Annotated in this window: 23 protein-coding genes; 11 read left to right on the top strand and 12 right to left on the bottom strand. The window is 66.8% G+C overall.

Going from position 1 to position 20,380, the window contains the following annotated elements; all coding sequences use genetic code 11:
* Positions 1-32 precede the first annotated feature (32 nt).
* Entirely contained in the window at positions 33-788 is a 756-nt protein-coding gene (locus tag ACGFH6_RS07905) for a hypothetical protein (RefSeq protein ID WP_393381513.1), read from the bottom strand.
* A 304-nt stretch (positions 789-1,092) separates the two neighbouring features.
* Positions 1,093-2,334, bottom strand: coding sequence for a PucR family transcriptional regulator (locus ACGFH6_RS07900; protein ID WP_393381512.1), 1,242 nt, complete (start codon positions 2,332-2,334; stop codon positions 1,093-1,095).
* Positions 2,335-2,512: 178 nt separating this feature from the next.
* Here ACGFH6_RS07900 and ACGFH6_RS07895 point away from each other — a divergent pair, with 178 nt between their 5' ends.
* The 5 genes from ACGFH6_RS07895 (at position 2,513) to ctaD (ending at position 10,181) form a co-directional block, all read left to right on the top strand.
* Positions 2,513-3,505: a universal stress protein gene (locus ACGFH6_RS07895; RefSeq protein WP_393381510.1), complete on the top strand. Its 993-nt coding sequence runs from the start codon at positions 2,513-2,515 to the stop codon at positions 3,503-3,505.
* Positions 3,502-6,231, top strand: a complete 2,730-nt coding sequence (gene aceE / locus ACGFH6_RS07890) for a pyruvate dehydrogenase (acetyl-transferring), homodimeric type (RefSeq protein WP_393381508.1) — start codon at positions 3,502-3,504, stop codon at positions 6,229-6,231. Before ACGFH6_RS07895 ends, aceE begins: the two co-directional genes overlap by 4 nt.
* A gap of 577 nt (positions 6,232-6,808) precedes the next feature.
* The gene (locus ACGFH6_RS07885; RefSeq protein WP_393381506.1) at positions 6,809-7,648 is read left to right on the top strand and encodes a hypothetical protein; all 840 of its coding nucleotides are present in this window, start codon (positions 6,809-6,811) and stop codon (positions 7,646-7,648) included.
* 197 nt (positions 7,649-7,845) lie between these two features.
* A complete protein-coding gene (locus ACGFH6_RS07880) occupies positions 7,846-8,328 on the top strand; it encodes a TraR/DksA family transcriptional regulator (RefSeq protein ID WP_393381504.1) in 483 nt (160 codons plus the stop codon).
* A gap of 200 nt (positions 8,329-8,528) precedes the next feature.
* Complete coding sequence (gene ctaD / locus ACGFH6_RS07875) at positions 8,529-10,181, top strand: cytochrome c oxidase subunit I (RefSeq protein WP_393383008.1); 1,653 nt, start codon at positions 8,529-8,531, stop codon at positions 10,179-10,181.
* A gap of 162 nt (positions 10,182-10,343) precedes the next feature.
* Here ctaD and ACGFH6_RS07870 read toward each other — a convergent pair whose 3' ends face one another.
* The 4 genes from ACGFH6_RS07870 to fdxA all read right to left on the bottom strand — a co-directional run bounded on the left by ACGFH6_RS07870 (position 10,344) and on the right by fdxA (position 12,272).
* Positions 10,344-10,775 (bottom strand): hypothetical protein, encoded by a 432-nt coding sequence (locus ACGFH6_RS07870; RefSeq protein WP_393381502.1) that lies wholly within the window; start codon positions 10,773-10,775, stop codon positions 10,344-10,346.
* An 89-nt stretch (positions 10,776-10,864) separates the two neighbouring features.
* Positions 10,865-11,233 carry a cupin domain-containing protein gene (locus ACGFH6_RS07865; protein WP_393381501.1) on the bottom strand — a complete coding sequence of 123 codons (369 nt, stop codon included), beginning with the start codon at positions 11,231-11,233 and terminating at the stop codon, positions 10,865-10,867.
* Positions 11,233-11,940, bottom strand: coding sequence for a helix-turn-helix transcriptional regulator (locus tag ACGFH6_RS07860; protein ID WP_393381499.1), 708 nt, complete (start codon positions 11,938-11,940; stop codon positions 11,233-11,235). The genes ACGFH6_RS07865 and ACGFH6_RS07860 overlap by 1 nt, the downstream gene beginning before the upstream one ends.
* A 5-nt stretch (positions 11,941-11,945) precedes the next feature.
* Positions 11,946-12,272 (bottom strand): ferredoxin, encoded by a 327-nt coding sequence (gene fdxA, locus ACGFH6_RS07855; RefSeq protein ID WP_393381498.1) that lies wholly within the window; start codon positions 12,270-12,272, stop codon positions 11,946-11,948.
* Between the two features lie 89 nt (positions 12,273-12,361).
* Here fdxA and ACGFH6_RS07850 point away from each other — a divergent pair, with 89 nt between their 5' ends.
* Positions 12,362-13,084, top strand: coding sequence for a DUF2249 domain-containing protein (locus ACGFH6_RS07850; protein ID WP_393381496.1), 723 nt, complete (start codon positions 12,362-12,364; stop codon positions 13,082-13,084).
* The gene (locus tag ACGFH6_RS07845) at positions 13,077-13,484 is read left to right on the top strand and encodes a hypothetical protein (protein ID WP_393381494.1); all 408 of its coding nucleotides are present in this window, start codon (positions 13,077-13,079) and stop codon (positions 13,482-13,484) included. The genes ACGFH6_RS07850 and ACGFH6_RS07845 overlap by 8 nt, the downstream gene beginning before the upstream one ends.
* A gap of 20 nt (positions 13,485-13,504) precedes the next feature.
* Here ACGFH6_RS07845 and ACGFH6_RS07840 read toward each other — a convergent pair whose 3' ends face one another.
* From ACGFH6_RS07840 to ACGFH6_RS07815, 6 genes are all read right to left on the bottom strand, one after another.
* A complete protein-coding gene (locus ACGFH6_RS07840) occupies positions 13,505-13,882 on the bottom strand; it encodes a DUF488 domain-containing protein (RefSeq protein ID WP_393381493.1) in 378 nt (125 codons plus the stop codon).
* Complete coding sequence (locus ACGFH6_RS07835; RefSeq protein WP_393383007.1) at positions 13,879-14,115, bottom strand: MarR family transcriptional regulator; 237 nt, start codon at positions 14,113-14,115, stop codon at positions 13,879-13,881. Before ACGFH6_RS07835 ends, ACGFH6_RS07840 begins: the two co-directional genes overlap by 4 nt.
* An 82-nt stretch (positions 14,116-14,197) precedes the next feature.
* The gene (locus ACGFH6_RS07830) at positions 14,198-15,127 is read right to left on the bottom strand and encodes a slipin family protein (protein ID WP_393381491.1); all 930 of its coding nucleotides are present in this window, start codon (positions 15,125-15,127) and stop codon (positions 14,198-14,200) included.
* 146 nt (positions 15,128-15,273) lie between these two features.
* Positions 15,274-15,705: a hypothetical protein gene (locus ACGFH6_RS07825; RefSeq protein WP_393381489.1), complete on the bottom strand. Its 432-nt coding sequence runs from the start codon at positions 15,703-15,705 to the stop codon at positions 15,274-15,276.
* A 179-nt stretch (positions 15,706-15,884) separates the two neighbouring features.
* Entirely contained in the window at positions 15,885-16,544 is a 660-nt protein-coding gene (locus ACGFH6_RS07820) for a response regulator (RefSeq protein WP_393381488.1), read from the bottom strand.
* Positions 16,545-16,546: 2 nt separating this feature from the next.
* A complete protein-coding gene (locus ACGFH6_RS07815; RefSeq protein WP_393381486.1) occupies positions 16,547-17,503 on the bottom strand; it encodes a HAMP domain-containing sensor histidine kinase in 957 nt (318 codons plus the stop codon).
* Between the two features lie 294 nt (positions 17,504-17,797).
* Here ACGFH6_RS07815 and ACGFH6_RS07810 point away from each other — a divergent pair, with 294 nt between their 5' ends.
* The 4 genes from ACGFH6_RS07810 to ACGFH6_RS07795 all read left to right on the top strand — a co-directional run bounded on the left by ACGFH6_RS07810 (position 17,798) and on the right by ACGFH6_RS07795 (position 20,215).
* Positions 17,798-18,112, top strand: a complete 315-nt coding sequence (locus ACGFH6_RS07810; protein WP_393381485.1) for a TraR/DksA family transcriptional regulator — start codon at positions 17,798-17,800, stop codon at positions 18,110-18,112.
* Positions 18,113-18,814: 702 nt separating this feature from the next.
* Positions 18,815-19,000, top strand: a complete 186-nt coding sequence (locus ACGFH6_RS07805) for a TraR/DksA C4-type zinc finger protein (protein WP_393381483.1) — start codon at positions 18,815-18,817, stop codon at positions 18,998-19,000.
* A 4-nt stretch (positions 19,001-19,004) separates the two neighbouring features.
* Positions 19,005-19,370 carry a TraR/DksA family transcriptional regulator gene (locus ACGFH6_RS07800; protein WP_393381481.1) on the top strand — a complete coding sequence of 122 codons (366 nt, stop codon included), beginning with the start codon at positions 19,005-19,007 and terminating at the stop codon, positions 19,368-19,370.
* Positions 19,367-20,215 (top strand): rod shape-determining protein, encoded by an 849-nt coding sequence (locus tag ACGFH6_RS07795; protein WP_393381480.1) that lies wholly within the window; start codon positions 19,367-19,369, stop codon positions 20,213-20,215. Before ACGFH6_RS07800 ends, ACGFH6_RS07795 begins: the two co-directional genes overlap by 4 nt.
* The last annotated feature ends 165 nt before the right edge of the window (positions 20,216-20,380 follow it).

The raw sequence follows: 20,380 nt of genomic DNA, 5'->3' as shown, positions 1-20,380 counted from the left end.
TCCGCCAGCTGCGGCGATCGAGTTGTGGTTGTTCACTTGTCCGTGTCGTGGAGCAGGTCGTCCCAGTCGATGCGGGCGCGACCTGCCGCGCCGTCTCCCAGGACGAACCGGCTGGGGTCTCCGGCTGCTCTCGGTCCGGACGCCAGCCACGCGGCCATGCCGTGAGCGGTGCGGCGCTCGATCTCGTCGAGATACGCCCGGCGCTCGTCGACGATCCGCAACCGTTGCGTCGGCGAACCGGCCCTTTGCAGAGCCGAGAAGCTGGCCCGCCAGGCACGGCAGAGAGCTTCGTCACTCAGAGCATCCGGTGCGACGTGAGGGCCGGCCACCTGGTGGTCCGGTTCGGTTGCCAGGATGGGTGCCGTCGCGGATCGTGGCGACCGGTCGCCACGATCCGGCAGGGTAGGCCGAGGTGACGCGCTGGTCAGGTGGCCATGTTCGCTGAGCCAGCGACGGCAGTGGCGAATCACATACGGCGATGACCCGACCATGATGACCAGCAGCGCCACCGCCGTCGGAGCGCCTACCAGGGTGCCCAGGCCGATGAAGGAGACTATGCCACTCGCGGCGAGGGCTGTGCTGCGGGCCACAATCCGTCGACGATCCCACGGCCGCCGCTTCGGGCCGTCGGGCTCCGCCAGAGCGACCATGGCCACGACGGCCCCCGTGAGGGCGGAGAGGACGAATAGCATGATGAGGTTCGAGAGTGACCAGGTGAGGGCCATGATCGCGCCGAGTACGCCGAGCACACCACAGAACGACAACCAGAAGAGTCGGTAGGCCTTCATGGTGCTTTCTCCTGCGCCGTAGCGTTGGGCAGGTCGAGGTGGGCTGCGACTGATTGGTCCACGAGAAACCTCCTTACGGCAGCGGGCGATCCCGAGGGCAGCCCGCGACTCGGCCATGCACACGAGCGACAGTTCGCCTGAGGTACGGCCCTGCGTGAGCCGACGTCCGGGTCTTACTCGTGCAGCTACGACTCTGCCGCCGCGTGGCGATGACAGGTACGGCAACGACCGGCGAACCTGAGGCCGGCGTGTTGGCCGACGCCCGGCAACGACGGCCCCCGGCGGGGACGCAGCGTCGGGTCCGTTAGGCGTGGGCCTCCGCGCCGGACGGAAGGTCGCGGGCAGGCCACTCGAGGAGGCGCGCGCCGAGAACGGCGATGTGCAGCGTGAACCGCTGCGCTGGGTCGCCCGGGTCGTGTCCGGTCAGGGTCTTGACCTTGTCCAACCGATAGGTGACAGTGCGGACCGACATGTTCAGGCGCCGGGCAGCCTCAGTCGCGACCTCACCGGTCGCGAAGTACGCCTCGAGGGTCCGCAGAAGAGGCTCGGCACCGCCGCGAGCCTGGGTCAGCGGGCCGAGCACAGCCTGGATGAGATCGACGATGGCGGCCTGGTCGCGAATCAGAACCCGATAGACGAGCATGTCGCGAGCATCGACCACGGGCGCGTCGAGTTGCAGCCGCTCGGCCAGCGTCAACGCCTCGCGCGCCTCCTCGTAGGAGCGGGCGATGCCGTAGGAGCCGGGGTAGGGCCGGCCCGTCGCAACGCGCCATTCGCGGCCCGATCGGTGCCGGATCAACGCGTCGTGGATCAGATCCCCCACGCCCTGGTTGATGGTCCGCGGGGCGGTGCTGGGAGCAGTCGCGGGAATCAACACCACGAGAAGTCCCTCTTTGGTGGCGACGAGCACCTCGCGGTCTCCGAAACGGTCGAGTATGAAGAGTTCCAGCATGTTCGCGCTGCTGTCGCCCTCGGGGAGACCGTCGGCGGGGCGGGCCAGTACAACCTGGTGCGGCCGACCGAGGTCGAGCCCGAACGGTTCGGCACGCTCGACCATCCGGGCGACGTCGGGGTCGCCGCGCAGCAGGTCGTCGACCAGCTCGCGGCGCAGCGATTCCTCCTGTCTGATCAGCTGCTTGGTCGCGACCTGATAGCTGTCCACGAGAACCGCGATCGCTTCACCGACGGCCCGCAGTACCGCCTGGGCCGAGGCGCGGACCGTGTCGCGGTCGCGGTACGGCACGACGTCGGGCAAGTCCCGCCACATCCGCCACGCCGCGGACAGGTACAGGTCGACGACCCGTCCGGCAGGGATACCTTGCTCGGCGGCGCGACGCCCGAGTTCACGGACGATCGCCAACTCGTGTTCCCGGGGCCGTTGCCCGGAGATCGCCGCATCCGCGAGCAGGGTGAGGTATTCGACCAGCAGCTCCAGCGGCGCCTGCGAGTCCCCCGCGGCCGCCTGCGCGATCGCCGTCAGCCACGCTTCATCCGCGCTGTTCGCGTCACCGGAACCCGGCCACCGCGGCGCCCCGGACTCGCTCATGCCACTCCCCTCACGCTGGATCGACGCAGGTGCTGGGCCACGTCCCAGTAGAGCATCGTTGCCGGGCGTCGGCCATAAGTCCGGTCACAGGTTCGCCGATCGTTGCCGTACCCGTCAGGGCGCTGAAACGGCACCCTCGAAATCGCGGGGGCATCGAGAGCGGAAGCGGAGCGGCGATATGACGAAGACAACTGCTGTAGACGACCGCGACCGGCGACCGGTCCTGGTCGGCGTCGACGGCTCGGTATCCGCGCAAGCCGCGCTCGCCTGGACGGCGGCCGAGGCGTCGTACAGGCGCTGCCCGCTGCGCATCGTTCACACCTTCACCTGGCCGATGGTCGCGGACCCCTTCGGCCTCGACCTCACCGAGCCGATGAACGACGGTCTCCGGGCGGCGGCCGGTTGGATCCTCGGCGACGCGGAAATCCAGGCGCGCCAGGCGGCGCCCGACATCAAGGTCAGCGCTGAACTGTTCGCCGCCGGCGCCGTACCGACGCTGCTGGCCCAAGCTCGCGACGCGCAACTTGTGGTCGTGGGCAGCCGTGGCGTCGGTGGCTTCCCCGGTCTGCTGGTGGGGTCGGTCAGCTCCACCGTGGCCGCGCACGCCCCGTGCCCGGTCATCGTCGTCCACCCACATCGAGACGGCACCGCGTTCCCCGCCTCACCGACCGGTCGGGTCGTCGTCGGCGTCGACGGGTCGGAGGTCTCGGCCGCGGCGATCCGGTTCGCCTTCCAGGAGGCCGCACGCCGGCGCGTCGGAATCACCGCCGTACATGCCGCGGTGCCGACCCGTCAGCATCCCTCGCTGCGCGTCCCCGCGGACATCGTCGAGCAGGTCGACCGGCAATTGTTCGCCGAGGCGATGGACAGTAGGCGGATCCTCGTTCCTGGCATCGACGTGGAAACGAAGCTGGTGCACAGTCACCCGGCCCAGGCACTGATCGATGAATCCGACGGCGCCGAGCTGATCGTGGTCGGTTCACGCGGGCGCGGCGGCTTCACTGGCATGCTGCTGGGATCAGTCAGCCAGGCCGTGCTGCACCATGCCGCCTGCCCGGTCGCCGTGGTTCACCCGCACCGGACGAAGGCCGTCAGACCCTCGGTTGCGCACGAGCCCAGCGTCCAGATCGCCGCGCCGTACCGCTACGCGGACCTGAAGGAGTCGTCATGACCCCGACGCCGCAAGGCCTGCCGGAAAGTCTTGGGTTGCACAGCCAACTGCTTGATCTGGATCCCTCAGAGACCCAGGAGTGGCTCGAATCGATCGACCAGGTGGTCGATCATGCCGGGCAGAACAGGGCGCGGTATCTGCTGCTCAGCATCCTGCAGCGGGCCCGCGACCGTCGCGTCGGTGTCGCGAATCTGCGCAGTACCGACTACCTGAACACGATCGCACCCGATGCCGAGCCGACGTTCCCGGGCGACGAGTACGTCGAACGGCGGATCCGGGCCTACAACCGCTGGAACGCCGCGGTCATGGTCCACCGTGCGCAGCGGCCGGGCATCGGCGTCGGCGGACACATCTCCACCTTCGCCTCCGCCGCGGCGCTGTTCGAGGTCGGCTTCAACCACTTCTTCCGCGGCCGCGACGCATCCGGGGGCGGCGACCAGATCTACTTCCAGGGCCATGCCTCACCAGGCATCTACGCACGGGCGTTCCTGGAAGGCCGGCTGACCAGCGATCAACTCGACGGCTTCCGGCAGGAACTCTCCCATGCCGGACGGGGCGGCGGGCTGCCGTCGTACCCGCACCCGCGGCTGATGCCGGACTTCTGGGAGTTCCCCACGGTCTCGATGGGTCTGGGCCCGATCAACGCGATCTACCAGGCCCGCTTCAACCGCTACCTCCACAACCGTGGTCTCAAGGACACCAGCGACCAGCGGGTCTGGGCGTTCCTGGGCGACGGCGAGATGGACGAACCGGAGTCCCTCGGCGCGATCGGGGTCGCGGCCCGTGAAGAACTCGACAACCTGACCTTCGTCGTCAACTGCAACCTCCAGCGTCTCGACGGCCCGGTCCGCGGCAACGGCAAGATCATCCAGGAACTGGAGTCCTACTTTCGCGGCGCCGGCTGGAACGTCATCAAGGTGATCTGGGGCCGCGAATGGGATCCGCTGCTGGCCGCCGACACCGAAGGCGCCCTCCTCAACCTGATGAACACCACACCCGACGGCGACTTCCAGACCTACAAGGCCGAGTCCGGCGCGTTCGTCCGCGAACACTTCTTCGGCCGAGACCCCCGCACCGCGGCCATGGTCGAGCACTTGTCCGATGCCGAGATCTGGAACCTCAAGCGCGGTGGACACGACTATCGCAAGCTGTACGCCGCCTACCGGGCCGCGACCGAACACACCGGGCAGCCAACGGTGATCCTGGCCAAGACCATCAAGGGATGGACCCTCGGCTCCCACTTCGAGAGCCGCAACTCCACTCATCAGATGAAGAAGCTGACCGTCGAGGGCCTCAAAGGATTCAGGGATCGGCTGTTCCTGGACATTCCCGACGCCGCGCTCGACGAGGTCAAGCCGCCCTACTACCGGCCCCCGGAGAACTCGCCAGAGCTGGAGTATCTACTTGAGCGGCGGCGCGCCCTCGGCGGGTACGTGCCCGCGCGCAGAGTGCACAGCGAACCTCTCGTCCTGCCCGGCGCCGCGGCGTACGACGTCGCCCGGCGCGGCTCGGGCCGGCAAGAGGTCGCCACCACCATGGCGTTCGTACGGCTGCTCAAGGACCTCATGAAAGACCCACAGATCGGTCACCGGTTCGTGCCGATCATCCCTGACGAGGCCCGCACCTTCGGGCTGGATTCCTTGTTCCCGTCCAAGAAGATCTACTCGCCCCGCGGACAGAACTACCTGTCCGTGGACCGGGAACAGATGCTCAGCTACCAGGAGGACGTCCACGGTGTTCTCCTCCACGAGGGCATCACCGAGGCCGGCTCAGCCGCGTCCTGGACAGCCGCCGGTACGTCGTACGCCACTCACAATGAGCCGATGATCCCGCTGTACATCTTCTACTCGATGTTCGGGTTCCAGCGCACCGGCGACCAACTCTGGGCCGCGGCCGACCAGATGACCCGAGGATTCCTCCTGGGCGCCACCGCCGGCCGTACCACCTTGAACGGCGAAGGCCTGCAGCACCAGGACGGCCATTCGTTGCTGCTCGCATCGACCAACCCTGCCTGTGTTGCCTACGACGCCGCCTACGCGTTCGAACTCGGCCACATCACCGCCGACGCACTCCGGCGCATGTACGGACGACCGCGACCCGGCGAAGACCAGAACGTCTTCTACTACCTCACCCTCTACAACGAACCGATCGCACAACCGGCCGAACCCGACGACGTCGACATCGACGGGATCCTCGCCGGGATGCACCGCTACTCCCCCGCCCCGGACGGCGACGGCCCGAAGGCGCAAATCCTTGCCTCCGGCATCGCGATGCCCTGGGCACTGGAAGCACAACGCCTCCTGCACAGCGACTGGGGCGTCCAGGCCGATGTGTGGTCGGTGACGTCCTGGACCCAACTACGTCGTGACGCCCTCGCGGTCGACGAATGGAACCAGTCTCACCCCGACCAGCCTCCCCGCGTTCCCTATGTCACAACGCGGCTGGAGGAAACCGCGGGCCCCGTCCTCGCGGTCTCGGACTGGATGCGCGCGGTGCCCGACCAGATCGCTCCGTTCGTCCGCAGGCCTTGGACGTCGCTGGGCACCGACGGCTTCGGCCACTCCGACACCCGTGCCGCCCTGCGCCGCCACTTCGGCATCGATGCGCAATCAATCGTCGCGCGGACGCTGCAGCACTTGGCCGACTGCGGCGAGCTGGACGAGTCGGTACCGCGGACGGCCAGAACGACCTACCTGGTTGAGCAGGAGGACGCAGGCCCGACGTAATGCCCGCGGCCGCAACCGGCGCCGAGCGCATCATCACCAAAGGGCTGGCCTGCATCAGCCGAACAAGTGGGTTCTGGCCACCGAGGTCGTCCCGTCATGGCGAGAGCCACCGAGGTAGTAGCGGAGGAAGCCGATGCCGAACTCGTCAACCGGTGAGCCCGCGATGACACGGGAGCTTCTTTTCTCGTCGACCCACGACGCCCGGTTGGCGGCCGCCAGCTGGGACGAGGTCGTGTACGCGGTTGCGACCGGAGCCCTCACCGAAGGCCGCCGGGTCGCCTTCAGCAGTGAGCTGCCGACAGGCGTCGACGCGCAGAGGGATCTGGCCGAAGACCTCGCCGGCCTCGGCGTGGTCGGGGGTGTCCTGATTCTTGGTATTGCCCGTGACCAGGAGTCTGTCTGGCGGGTGACCGGTGTTCCGATCACTGGCCTGGGCGAACGAATCCTTCGGGTGGCCTCGAGTCTTGTCACACCCCGGGTTGAGGTCGTGCTGCACCCGCCGTTTCCAAGTCCCGACGATCCTGCTGTCGGTGTCCTTGTCGTGACGGTGCCACGGTCCGGCCAGGCGCCTCACCAGGTGGACGGCCGGTACTGGGGCCGCACCTGCAACGGCAGGCAGCTACTGACCGACCAGCAGATCCGTGAGGTGATGCTGGCTCGGCGGGTTGACACGGAGCGGTTCGAATCGCGGCTGCGATCGATCGCCGGCAACCTCGACCCTGTACCGGCGTCAGATCGCAAGAACGGTCACCTGTATCTGCTCGCCGAACCTGCTGCCGGACCGGTGGCTGCACCTGTCCTGCGTTGCCTTGACGCGGTGACGCTGCAGCGAGTGATCGGCATCGAGCCGGACCACGACCCTCCGCTGCTGCAGAGATCGGCGACCCATCGCGCCCATCCCGATGGCCGCCTGTTGACTGCCGGCGTCCGCAAGAACACGAGCGGCTCGGGCCTGAGCATCGCCGAGGACGATCTGGTGTGGCTGCTGGTGACCGATGCCGGCGCCGTGGAACTCGCCTGCGGCGCCGGCACCACCGCACAGCGTACGAAGTTTCTGTTCACTGGTCCCGAGTTCGAACAGGTGGTGAATCCGCCGTGGGTGGTCGAGTTCGTCACGAGTTTCTGCCTGCTCGTCGCACATCTGGGCGAGCAACACCTCGCCTACACCGGCCCGTGGCGGCTGGGTCTGTTGATCGACAGGCTCGCGGGCATCCGGGCCACTGACGCGATTGAGGACTTCGAGTTCGGACTCGACCTCGAGGGCTTCCCTTCGCCGGAGTACCTCGAGACTGCTCCATGTTCTTTCGCTGAGCTTCGACATTCCTCGGCTGAAGTCGCGGGACGGCTGGCCGAGCGGCTGCTCCGGGGGCTTGGCGTCTCAGAAAGCCATCTTCCCTACGAGCGGAGCACCTGCTGACGGACCGCCGGAGGCACGGGAGACCAAGGATCCGCAGCCAGGTCCGCGAGGCTGCCGATGCCCGGCAACGACCGGGTCCGACCTTGGCCGATCGGACACATGTTCAACCCCCGTGCGAGACGACATCGTTGGGATCGTGCGGACATGGGGGCGCGGGGTATCGCGACTCCGCCATCCGTGGCGACGAGGAGGTTTCGATGACCGATCTGGATCCGGTGGCGCCACCCAGCGCACCACGTGACCGGCAGACCGTCGACTTGCAGTGGTACCGCCGCGAGCTCGAGCAGCACCGCCGACGTCGTCTCGATCAGCTCACCCACCTCGCGTACGACGCGCTGGCCGCCTCCAACGATGTTCTGATTGAGGTGACAGGAACAAAGATGAGAGCCGCCAGAGCTGCCTTGGCCGACATCGATGCTGCTCTCTTCCGGCTCGCGATCGGTCGCTTCGGGGACTGCCAACAGTGTGGCCGCGCCATCGCGGCGGACCGGCTGTGGGCCGTCCCAATGGCCAGTCTCTGCCTGCGATGCCAACTCTTGAAGGAGTCGGCAAACCACCACCGGCGCACGTGGCGCACTGGAACCATTCCTCCGGCGTCGGCTTCGCCACCCCTGCGGGACATTGTCGACGTGTGGGGCGAAGATTCGTTCCCGGCCAGCGACCCGCCGGCGAACTGGTGAGTCGGCCCGTGGGGATCACGCAGGCCGGCGACAGCGATCCGATCCACAAGCAGCTAACGCATGTCGGCGCCCATCAAGACCGTCCCTGGTCAGTGACGGCCAGGGCCGGACTCGGCGAACCCGCGGCAGGATCTCGCCGCCCGCTCGGCCGTGCGGTGGTGCGGGTCCTTACCACCACCGATCACAAGCTGATCGGCCACATGTACCTGATCACGTCGTTCGCGTTCTTCCTGATCGGCGGCCTGATGGCACTGGTCATGCGGGCGGAGCTGGCCAAGCCGGGCCTGCAGATCGTGAACGAGGAGGTCTACAACCAGCTCTTCACCATGCACGGCACGATCATGCTGCTGCTCTTCGCGACACCACTGTTCGTGGGCTTCGCCAATGTCATCATGCCGGTGCAGATCGGCGCCCCCGACGTCGCGTTCCCACGCTTGAACATGTTCAGCTATTGGCTGTTTCTGTTCGGTGGGCTCATCGCTTTCAGTGGATTCTTCACCCCGGGCGGCGCGGCGAGCTTCGGCTGGACCGGCTACGCCCCGCTGTCCAACGCGGTCCGGTCGCCGGGTGTCGGCGGTGACCTGTGGATCATGGGTCTGTGGATGGCCGGTCTGGGCACGATCCTCGGTGCGGTCAACTTCGTCACCACGATCATCACCCTGCGGGCTCCCGGGATGACGATGTTCCGGATGCCGATCTTCACCTGGAACACTCTCATCACCTCAATCATGGTGCTGGTCGCGTTCCCGATCCTGGCCGGCGCGCTGCTGATGCTGGAGGCGGATCGAGCCCTGGGGGCTCACGTCTTCGATGCCGCGAACGGCGGCCCGATGCTGTGGCAGCACCTGTTCTGGTTCTTCGGGCATCCAGAGGTCTACATCATCGCGTTGCCGTTCTTCGGCATCATCACCGAGATCCTGCCGGTGTTCAGCCGCAAGTCCGTGTTCGGCTACCTCGGCCTGGTCGGCGCTACGCTGGCGATCGCCGCGCTGTCGATGACGGTGTGGGCGCACCACATGTTTGTCACCGGGGCGGTCAGCCTGCCGTTCTTCTCGTTCATGTCGTTCATGATTGCGGTGCCGACCGGGGTGAAGTTCTTCAACTGGATCGGGACGATGTGGGGCGGTTCGGTGTCGTTCGAGACGCCGATGCTGTGGTCGCTCGGCTTCCTGACCACCTTCTTGTTCGGTGGCTTGACAGGGGTGATCCTGGCTTCGCCGGCCTTGGACTTCCAGGTCACCGACACCTATTTCGTGGTGGCGCACTTCCATTACGTGGTCTTCGGCACGGTTGTGTTCGCGATGTTCGCGGGCTTCTATTTCTGGTGGCCGAAGATGACCGGGCGGATGCTGGACGAGCGGCTCGGGAAGCTGCACTTCTGGTTGCTGTTCATCGGCTTCCACACGACGTTCCTGGTGCAGCACTGGCTGGGTGTCGAGGGGATGCCGCGGCGCTACGCGTCGTACGGCGCGAACGAGGGCTTCACCACGCTGAACGAGGTCTCCAGCGTCGGTGCGTTCATCCTCGGCGCATCGACACTGCCATTCCTTTACAACGTCTACAAGACGTACCGCACGGCACCGTTGGTCGGTGTGGACGACCCGTGGGGTTGGGGACGGTCATTGGAGTGGGCGACCAGTTCCCCGCCGCCGCGGCACAACTTCGAGACGCTGCCGCGGATCCGCTCGGATAGCCCCGCGTTCGACCTGAAGCACCCGGAGTTGGCGATCGCGGAGTACCGGGACACCAGGGCCCCTGCGGACAACCTGCTCGACGCCGGCGAGGACCAGGGCAGGGTCCAGCATGTCGAGGAGACCGCCGGCATCGAGTCCGAAGGAGAGGACTCGCCGTGATGACCCACCTCTCGTTCGGAAGCCGGCCGGCAAGCGAGCGCCCTGCCGAGACCTCGGTCCTCGCGAGCTCATGAGCGGTCAGGTTCGGCAGCCGAGCCCTGAAGCTGTCAGACGCACCAGACCACCCGTGGTCAAGATGCCGGCATTGGCAGCATGTGCGACTCACCGCGCCACGAGGAGGCAGATCCCGAGCGTCGCCAAGGTGAGCACCTTGGCGGCCTCGAGACCGACGTAGTACAGGTGCATGGTTGACCGGGGTGGGTGCTGACCCGCGAGGACGCGGTCGGTGCGCCGGTTGAGTTGGGGCCGGACGGCAATGAGCTGTCCGGCCAGGATGATCAGGATCGCTGCCGTGAGAGCCGCGATCGAGCCGGTCGGCCGTCCCACGACGATCGCCGCGAGGGCGAACAGGGCCAGAGCGATCTCGATACGGTTGAGCGCTCGAAAGACGATGCGGCCGATGCCGAGCCCGATGGGGATGTCGACGCCTGGGGCGCGGAACTTGAGTGGCGTCTCCAGGAAGGAGATCGCGAGCACCATGCCGAGCCAGACGAAGACGACGGCGGTTGCTACAGCGGCTGGTGCTGCGTTCACTGTTGCTCCTGCTGGGTCCGTGAGGTTGCGTCCGCGATCGGGTGACCCGGGCGGGTTGTGGCTGGCCGCGGCGTGGTAGCCGATGGCTCCTACGCGGCGGGCCAGGCTGCGATGCGCGCGACGAATTCGGGGGGTGAGGCAACGATCATCATGACGGCGGGTTCGGTTCCTGGATTGGTCAGGCTGACCCGTTCCCCGGTGGCGAGGTGCGCGACGGCGCCGGGAGCGAGCCTGTGCAGCTGATCGCCCTGCCGCAGCTCGATCGAGCCTGACAGGTGGACCAGGACGATCTCGGACGGCCCGTGGTCGTGCTCGGGCAGGCCGCCACCCGGCGGGATCCACACCTGGACCATGGCGATGTTGTCGGAGGTCTCGGCGGCCACGAGTACTTCCATCGTCGGGCCTCCGGGGATTGGCGCGCGGCGCCGGGGAGTGGTGCCGATCCTGGTGAGGTGCATCAGGTGCTCCTTTTGCGACGCTGGTGCGGACGCGTGCCCACGCCGGTTCCCGAGGATGGGGAGAGGTGAACGAGGCAGGCGTCGGGCTCGGCGAACGGCTCGAGGCTTGTCGCGGTGATTGGTGCGCGGATCTCGGTGAGGGCACCTCGCATCAGGCCGAGATGCAGGGGACACAAGGTGGATGAGTACTCCTCTGCGAGCTCCAGGAAAGGGCAGTGGCGCAGTCTGATGCGGTTGGCTGCGCCACCGTCCGCCTCCGGGGCGAAGCCGAGGTCCGTCATCATCGCGGTCAGCCGCTGGGTCGCCTCGGCGACGCCGGGCTGATGCGACGGGGGGATGTGCTCGACCAGGTAGCCGCCCCAGTTGCGGCCCGCGATTTCGGCTGCGGCGCCCGCGTCGGGAGTCGTGGACAGCTGGCTGAGCAGGATCTTGGCCAGCAGGTGGTACTGACGCCGGCCGCCTCGGTCCATCCCGGGATGTTGTGTGTACACCGTGCGAGGTCTGCCGCGCCCGGTCGGCTCCTCGAGTCTGCGGTCGACCAGTCCCTGTGCTGTCAGCGCGTCCAGGTGGAAGCGGACCGTGTTGGAGTGGATGCCGAGCCGTTCGGCGAGCTCGGTGACACCCAGCGGAGCGTCGGAGGCTCGCAGAGCTTCGAGCAGTGCCTGTCGGCGTGGCTGGTCGCCGGCCGCCTGGTCAGTTCTGGTCATGGAGGTCAGCTTGCCTGTTTCTGCGGCGGCAGCGCCGCGATGAGGGGATGGTCGTGTGCGATGGCGCCCACCTTGAAGGCCCCGCCGGGGGAGCCGAGTTTGTCGAAGAATCCTGCGTTCGCGGCCTGGTAGTCCATCCACTGCTCGGGCAGGTCGTCCTCGTAGAAGATGGCTTCGACCGGGCAGACCGGCTCACACGCACCGCAGTCGATGCACTCGTCGGGCTGGATGTAGAGGGAGCGCCCTCCTTCGTAGATGCAATCGACCGGGCACTCCTCGACGCACGCGCGGTCCTTCAGGTCGACACATGGCATCGCTATCACGTAGGTCACAGCTGACTCCTCACCGGGCGCTTGTAATTACTACAAATATCACATGTAATAATTATTAGAAACCTCGATGTGAAGGAGAGAGTGGCACCATGCCGGATTCGGACATCTACATCCAGGCCACCGAGACCGATCCGGACGTCATCGCTCGCGGTGTGGTCCGTGAGGCTCACGATCGACTGCTGTCCGGACTGGCGGGGCTGACCACGGCGCCAGTGGCCCATGGCGCCGAGCCGCGGTCTGCAGACTTGGTGGACTTCTGCCTTCATGAAGTGCGTCGGTACCTGATTACCGCGGATCGGGACCTGTACGAGCCCGCGTCCGGGGACGACGAGACCCGGCTCCTGGTTGATGCTCTCCGGGTCGGAGCCGCGGCACTCAACGCGCAGATCGACGAATTGGCGACCGCCGGCCCGGGCGATGCGGCCAGGCTCGGCGTGATGATCGCGGCGACCCTGGATAGCCACCTTCAGATCGAGGAGTCGGTGTTGCTCCCCGCGCTCGCCGGCCTGCCGGGCGTGGATCCGTTGTTGCTGGCCGCAGACCTGCGGGCCTACCTCGCGGGGGAACATGTCGAAGAGCCGACCGTCATCGACGTGCGGAACATCGCTCGCGGCGGACGGCACCCGCGTGTCTTCGCTCGCTATGCACGGCTCGCGCCGGGAGAGGCGTTCATCTTGGTCAACAGCCACGACCCCAAGCCGTTGCGCCGGGAGTTCGAGGCCATCCATCGGGGCGCCTTCAGCTGGGACTATCTGCAGACCGGGCCTGAGGAATGGCGAGTCCGGATCGGCCGGGTCGCCGCTGATGTCTGACGAGTCACCGGCTGTTCCAGCCGACCGCCTGCCGGAACAGCCGACGGTGCGGGTCCTGGTCGACGTGCACGAACTCGGCGATGACTCGCCCGTATCGTCGGGTGCCCGGTGGACGCTCGCCGAACCGGGTCGGCAGCTCGACGCGAACCTCATCCATCTCCCAGCCGGGCAGCGGGTGGACACCCACACCGAGCCGGATCTCGACGTCGTACTCGTCGTCGTCGCGGGTGGCGGCACCGTCGGTACACCTGACGGAGACCAGGCTCTTGCCGACGGCAACGTCGTCTGGCTGCCGCACGGCTCGACCCGCAACATCACCGCCGGCAACAGCGGCCTGTCCTACTTGACCATCCATCGGCGCCGTCCCGGGTTGCAGATCAAGAAGCGTCCCGGTCAGTAGCTTGGCCCCGGCCATCCGGTCTAGTTGATCAGCCCGGGCGGCTCCCGCAGCAGCCGGGCCAGAACAGCCGCCTGGCTGTGGTCCACGTCCTTGGTCGCTGTCACCAAGGTCAGGTCATCTCGTTTTGCCAACGTGCGAAGGTGATCCAGTGCATTCCGTCCGGCGTGTGTCGAGAGCTCATCGCGATAGCGCGCCTCGAACTGCGCGAACCTCTCCGGAACATGGCCGTACCACTTGCGGAGTTCCGTGGACGGTGCCACGTCCTTGTCCCACTCATCGATGGCTGCGGCCTCCTTGCTGACCCCTCGGGGCCACACTCGATCGACCAGGACCCGGATTCCGTCGTCGTCCGCGGCGCGATCGTAGATCCTGCGGACCCGGACAGTGTGGCGTGTCATGCGGCACCGCCGGCGGCATCGCTCCAGTCGGGCACGGCAAGGATCGTGCCCACGCGTCGAAGCTCGTCGTGCCGCGTCAGCTCCATCCGGACAACCCTGGCATCCGCCGGATCTGACGCCCTGGTCACCAGGTCTTGCGCCTGGGCGCGGTTCACCAGTTCACCAACGCTGTGATGACGTAGTTGAAGACGATCAGCCAGTTCGCTCACGCTCGCCACCCAGAGTCTCTTCATCGTGTTCACCGCCACTGCGTCCTCGCTGCTGGGGCGACTGACACCCAACAAGACGGCGGCGGACGGCCCTGCGACAAGGCCGTCAGACCATGGGGTGACCTCGATCGGGCCAGTGAAGCCGCTCCGCCGGTACCTGGGAGTGCTCGATCTCGCGGACCTTGGTGACATCAGGCGAGGTTGAGACCGGCGAACCGTTCTTCGCTGCCCGAGTGCGGGTGATCGTGGGCTCACCAACGCTGACTGTGTTGGCGTTCTCGGGCGGCGTGGACCGTTCTAGAAACCGGAGCAGCTCGACCGGGAAGGGCAGCACCAGTGTGGAGTTCTTCTCGGCGGCGACCTCGACGACGGTCTGGAGCAGGCGCAGTTGCAGGGCGGCTGGGTGTTCGGTCATCACCTCGGCGGCCTGCCCCAGCTTCTCCGAGGCCTGAAGCTCGCCGTCCGCGGTGATGATGCGGGCACGACGCTCCCGCTCGGCCTCAGCCTGACGCGACATCGACCGCTTCATCGTCTCCGGCAGCGCGACGTCCTTGATCTCCACCCGCTCGATGTGGACACCCCAGTCGAGTGCGGGGCTGTCGATCATCAGCTCCATCCCCTGGTTGAGGCGTTCCCGGTTGGACAGCAAGTCGTCCAGGTCGCTCTTGCCGATGATCGACCGCAGAGATGTCTGCGCGACCTGGCCGATGGCCGAGATGTAGTCCTCGACGTCGACGGCCGCACGGACCGGGTCGATCACGTTGAAGTAGACGACTGCGTCGACGCGAACCGTCACGTTGTCGCGGGTGATGCCGTCCTGTGCGGGGACCGGCATCGTGATGATCTGCATGTTGACCTTCTGAAGCCGGTCGGCGATCGGCACCAGCAAGGCAAGACCGGGCGGCCGGACCGTCGGGCGTACCCGGCCGAACCGGTACACGACGCCGCGCTCGAACTGCTTGACCACGCGGACGCACACCGCCGATCCGATCAGGCCGACGACTATCGCTGCGAGTAGTAGGTAAAGGACGATCATTTCTTCTCCGTTAGGACGTCGCCCGCGATCTCGTCGATGGCTACGCGACGACCGACGGGCATGCTGTCGAGAGTTCGTTGCCCCCGCTCTCCGGAACCGCGATCGCGCCTTCGGTGCGAAGGGGCCCGAACTGATCGTTGTTCTCGTTAAGAGTTGTGTCGTGCGGGGGCGTATTTGGTGGCGAGGCGGGCCAGCGCGAGGGCGGCGATCAGGAGGCCGAAGTCGCGCAGTGCGACGTCGTAGAAGCCTGAGAGCGTGAGCAGGTTGAGGATGATGCCTGCGAGCCAGGCGGCGACGAGCAGTGCGCCGTACCGTGGGATCAGGGCGACGGCGAGGCCGGCGACGATCTCGATGACGCCGATGGCGTACATGGCGTCTTGGCCGGAGCCGGGGACGATGTCGTTGATCCACGGGGCCAGGTAGCCGGGCCAGTCGGTGAGCAGGTTGGCGAACTTGTCCAGGCCGAACACGATCGGTGCCACGGTGAAGACCGTTCGCAGGACCAGGAAGGCCTGGTATGCCGGGTCCGACAGCGACTCCCGGTTCGCCGTGCGGGCTGTGCGCCCCTCAGTGCTCATAATGTGCTCCTTCTAGAGCGTCGATGTCCTTCCATGCTTGTCTCGCGACCGCGAAGTGGCACTGGCTCTCACCGGCTGACTTGGAGCCCATCTGGCTGCCGATGACCGGCAACCCCGGACACATCGGAACGTCGGTCGAGCCAGCTTCTCTCCCGTCGGCTCGGGGCAGGTCTTTGGGCTCAGGGCTCGATCAGGCCGGCCCGGATCGCGTAACGGGTAAGTTCCAAACGGTCACGGAGGCCAAGTTTCTGAAGCATGTTCGCCCGGTGCCGCTCGACCGTCTTGACGCTGATGAACAGGAGTCCCGCAATCTCTTTGGAGGAGTGCCCCTCGGCGACGAGCTTGAGTACCTCTTCCTCGCGGGCGGTCAGGATCTGCTCCGGGATTGTCTGGCCGAGGCGTGCCCGATTCAGGTAGTTGCGGATCAGCGCGTTCACCGCTCCTGGGTAGAGGAATGGCTCTCCGCGCATCGCGGCCCGGCACGCCTCCACCAGGTCGCGGTCGGCGACGGACTTCAGCACATACCCTGCCGCTCCGGCCTTGAGGGCTTGGAAGAAGTACTGCTCGTTGTCGTACATCGTCAGCATGAGAATCCGCAGGTCCGGCTGGCGCGACGACAGCTCACGCGCAGCCTGCAGCCCAGTCATCCTCGGCATGGCGATGTCGAGAATCGCCAGATCGATCTCAGTGGAACGGGCGAGGTCGACGGCTTCCTTTCCGTCTCCTGCTTCGGCGACCACCTGCAGGCCAGGTTCGCTGTCCAGGATCAGCCGTACACCGCGGCGTACCAGTGCATGGTCGTCGGCGAGCAAGATGCGGGTGACGTCCTGTGCGGGCATGCTCATACTCCGTTCCGGTCGAGCGGCACCAGCAGGTTCACCTCGGTGCCACCTGCCGGCGCGGTGCCGAGATCGAGGGTGGCGCCAACCAACAGTGCGCGCTCGCGCATGCCACGGATTCCGGCTCCCTCATGGGCCAACCCGAGGCCGCGGCCGTCGTCACGGATCCGGAGACTGACGACTCCCTCGCCGTGGCCCAGGCTGATCTCGACGTGGCCAGCATCGGCATGACGGGCGACGTTCGTCAGTCCTTCCTGGGCAACCCGATAGATCACGAGCTCGGCCTGCTCATCCAGCACGGGTAGACCCGGCTGGAAACGCTGACTGATCGCAAGACCTGTGTGCGTGGACAGCTCGGTGACCAGCGCAGTCAAAGCACTGACCAGACCAAGATCCTCCAACACACCCGGCCGCAGCCTACGCGCCAGCCGGCGTACCTCGTCCAGGCTCTCCCGGGTCGTCTCCTGAGCATGGAGCAGGTCCGCGCGCAGGTCGGCGTCGTCCACCCGCCCGGCCGCGCGTTTGAGTTCCAGCAGTACGGCGGTCAGACTCTGGCCGACTTCGTCGTGCAGCTCCTGAGCGATCCGTCGCCGCTCCGCCTCCTGGGCCGACAGCGCACGGGTACTGCTAGCGGCACGTTCTGCCTCCAACCGCGCCAGCATCTCGTTGAAGGCTCGGATCAACTGGGAGACACCACCCTGACCGACGACCGGCAGACGCTGCCCGGGCTTCAGCAGATCGACCGTCGCCATCCGGCGGGTCAGCCGGTCCAACGGAGCTAGTCCTACCTGCAGCAGTACGGCGTTGGCGACCAGCATCACCGCCAATCCGCCCAGCAGCACCAGGGCCTCGGTGAACACCACTGGAACCGACACGGTCACCGGCGCCCACAGCAACAATGCTGTCGCGGCAGCAAGAACCACCGCGTTCAGAGCGAAAATGCGCCAGAACAATGGCACCGCAAGCACCCCTCTCGTCCCCGCCGCTGTCTGATGGCTCGGCATGTGTTGCATGCCGCCCAGCCTGCCTGCTCTCCCACTGCAAGTCGATCGGGGCCGACTCATCCGGCTCATGGCGCCTGAGCTGCCGAATGGGTGTCAGGCCCCATGGTCTGCGTCTGCGGCATCGCGGATGGTGGTGACAGACGAAGTTCACGAGTCTCAAGACGGTCTTCCGCAGACAGCCGGCGTGCGCAATGCCTCCCAGGCGCACGCCGGCCTTCGGTTGGCGTCCCTTGAAAGGACCAGAATCAAATGACGACGGACATGGGCCACACCCAGCACCTCACACAACACGAAGCACGCCAGCGCCTGGAACACGAGCGCAACTCCCGCCTCACCCAACTGAGGGCGATCGAAGAGTCCGCGCCGCATACGGACGAGGACTTGCAGGCGGCGCAGACCGCTGCGATCGAGCGGGTGCTCGAAGAGATCGACGCTGCCGGACGACGCCTGACCGACGGCTCCTACGGAACCTGCAACAACTGCCGAACCGCTATCCCCGTCGAGCGCCTCGAGATCCTGCCCTACGCACGCTTCTGCGTCGGGTGCCAGCAACGCGCCAGCTGACCATGTCGCGATTCCCGCGCCCGTCTTCCCACCGAACCATGCGTTCGTCTCCAGTCGAGGAGCGCCAGTCGTGACCCATCAGATCTCAGCAATCGGCAACCATCGCCTCGCTCCCGCGGAACTCGCCGTTCTGCGGGCACGGCTAGACGAGGATCGCCTGTTCCGACGCCAACAACTCCGCGGCAGCACCCAATTCGCCAACGCCGCCGCCGGAACGGCCGGCGCTCCTGACGTCGCCGCGCACCGCGAGGTCCGTCACAAGCTCATCGTTGCCGCACGAATCGCGCTGGCCGAAACTGAGGCAGCCCTGGCCCGGATGGACGCGGGGCGGTACGGCGGATGCGGCCGATGTGGCCGCACCATCAGCCTCCAATGCCTGTCCGTCCACCCTCAGGCACGCCATTGCACACCGTGTCAGCACTACCTCGCCACCCAGGAATGAGCGGATTCGAATCGGTCGGTCACCGCAGCCGCGCCGGGTCCGTGATGAAGTGCGTGAGCACCTCGTCCACACCGCATCGATTCGCTCGAGCCCCAACCGGAGGGTGGTTGGTGGGCGGTCAGCCCGACTGTCTGGATAAATGGGTGCTGGTCCCGATGGTCGCGGCGGGCATGGTTGAAAGCAAGGCGCAACTGGGGCGAACGGTGCACAAGATGTGCTTCCGTTAGCTGCAGCGGCGTCTACTTTCGTTTCCTGCGTTCGTGAGAGGACGTACCTTCAGTGACCGCCGTGGCCCACTCCCCCAACGTGACCGTGCACGAGGCACGCCAGCCGAAGACCGCCTGACCGGCGACACCTATGGCACGTGCCAGAGCTGCAAAACCCGCATTCCGATTGAGCGGCTCGAGATCCTCCCCTACGTGCGCCACGCCTTGGAAAGGATGTGAAGTCTTGAGCTACATGTACGCCGTTGTCAACGAAGCCGAACTGGGTCCCGAGGACCTGGTTGCGCTCCGCGCAGACCTCCATGCTGAGCGCGCGTTCCGGCTGGAGCAGCTCGACGACCTCGCCGGCATCTGGCCAAGCCGCGACGACCTGCCAGCCGACAAGCACGCCCGAGAAGAGGTGCTGACCGCCCTCGCTACAGCCGCCCGGATGGTGCTCACCGATGTCAGCGCCGCGCTGCGCCGGATGGATGCCGGCCAGTACGGCTGCTGTCACCTCTGTGACCGGCCCATTCCGCTGGCGTGCCTGCGCATCCTGCCGCACGCCCGGTACTGCGGCCCGTGCCACCAACTCAAGGAGGCAGTCTCGTGACGCGTCAGGCAGGCAGTGCCGTGACTCCGGCCTCGCCGACTTCGTTCCCGCGTACGGTCGCGCGGCGGCGCCGCGGTCCGTGGTCGGCCAGCCAGCGGTTGTCTGGCGTAGCGATCGACCTGGGCAGCGTCCGTACCAGGGCCTGGATGCCGGACCATGGTCTGATCATCGACGCACCCACGATCATCTCGGCGGGCGCGGGCGGTGGCAGTCGTCCCGTGCACCGCGGCGTCGTCGTCGACAAGGCGGGGACCGCTCGCGTCCTCGAACGCCTGCTAGGCCGCCGAGCCGGCCTCGGTCAGTACTCGATGGTTGTCTTGACCACCCCGGTCCTGTGCCCTGGTCAGCACGAGAGCGTCACCCGCGTCGCACTCGAGGTTCTCGACCCACGGGTCGTGCTGACCATCGACGGTGTGAAAGCCGCCGCGCTAGGAGCAGGCGCCGACTTCGCCCGGCCACTGCTGGTGCTGGACATCGGAGCCGGCCTGACCGAAGTGGGTTTGCTCGTAGATGGCGCCGTGACGCAGGCCCATCGATTGAATGTCGGAACCTCCAATCTTGGCGCGACCACGACCGTTGCCGAGCTCGTGCAGTCGATCGTCGCAGTGGTGACCGACCTCCTGCACCTTGACTGCGGTGGACTGGTTGTCGATGCCTTGGATCGTGGGCCGCTACTCACCGGAGGCGGTGCGCTGCGTCCGGAGATCACCTACCGGCTGGCCAAACAGTTGCAGGCCCCGGTGAGCCCAGCTCCCGCCCCCCACACCGCCGCCGTCCGCGGGGCCGGTCTGGCCATGGTCGCAGCCCACCGCCACCCCTCCATGCTCTCCGAACAGCCCCATTGACTCCACAGCGCCGATCAGCGGGGTGAGTTCGGCGCTGCTCAGCTCCGCGATCTGCACGATCACCACGGTGGCTACATCGGCGAAGGCCTGCAGGAGCAGCTCCGGGGCGATGCGTCCGCGTGGTTCAGCCGAGTGCAGGCGATTGTTGCTCACGGCCCGGTACTG

The organism is Kribbella sp. NPDC049227 (genome assembly GCF_043197265.1).
Taxonomy (GTDB): domain Bacteria; phylum Actinomycetota; class Actinomycetes; order Propionibacteriales; family Kribbellaceae; genus Kribbella.
This window is presented reverse-complemented; position numbering and strand designations above follow the sequence as displayed.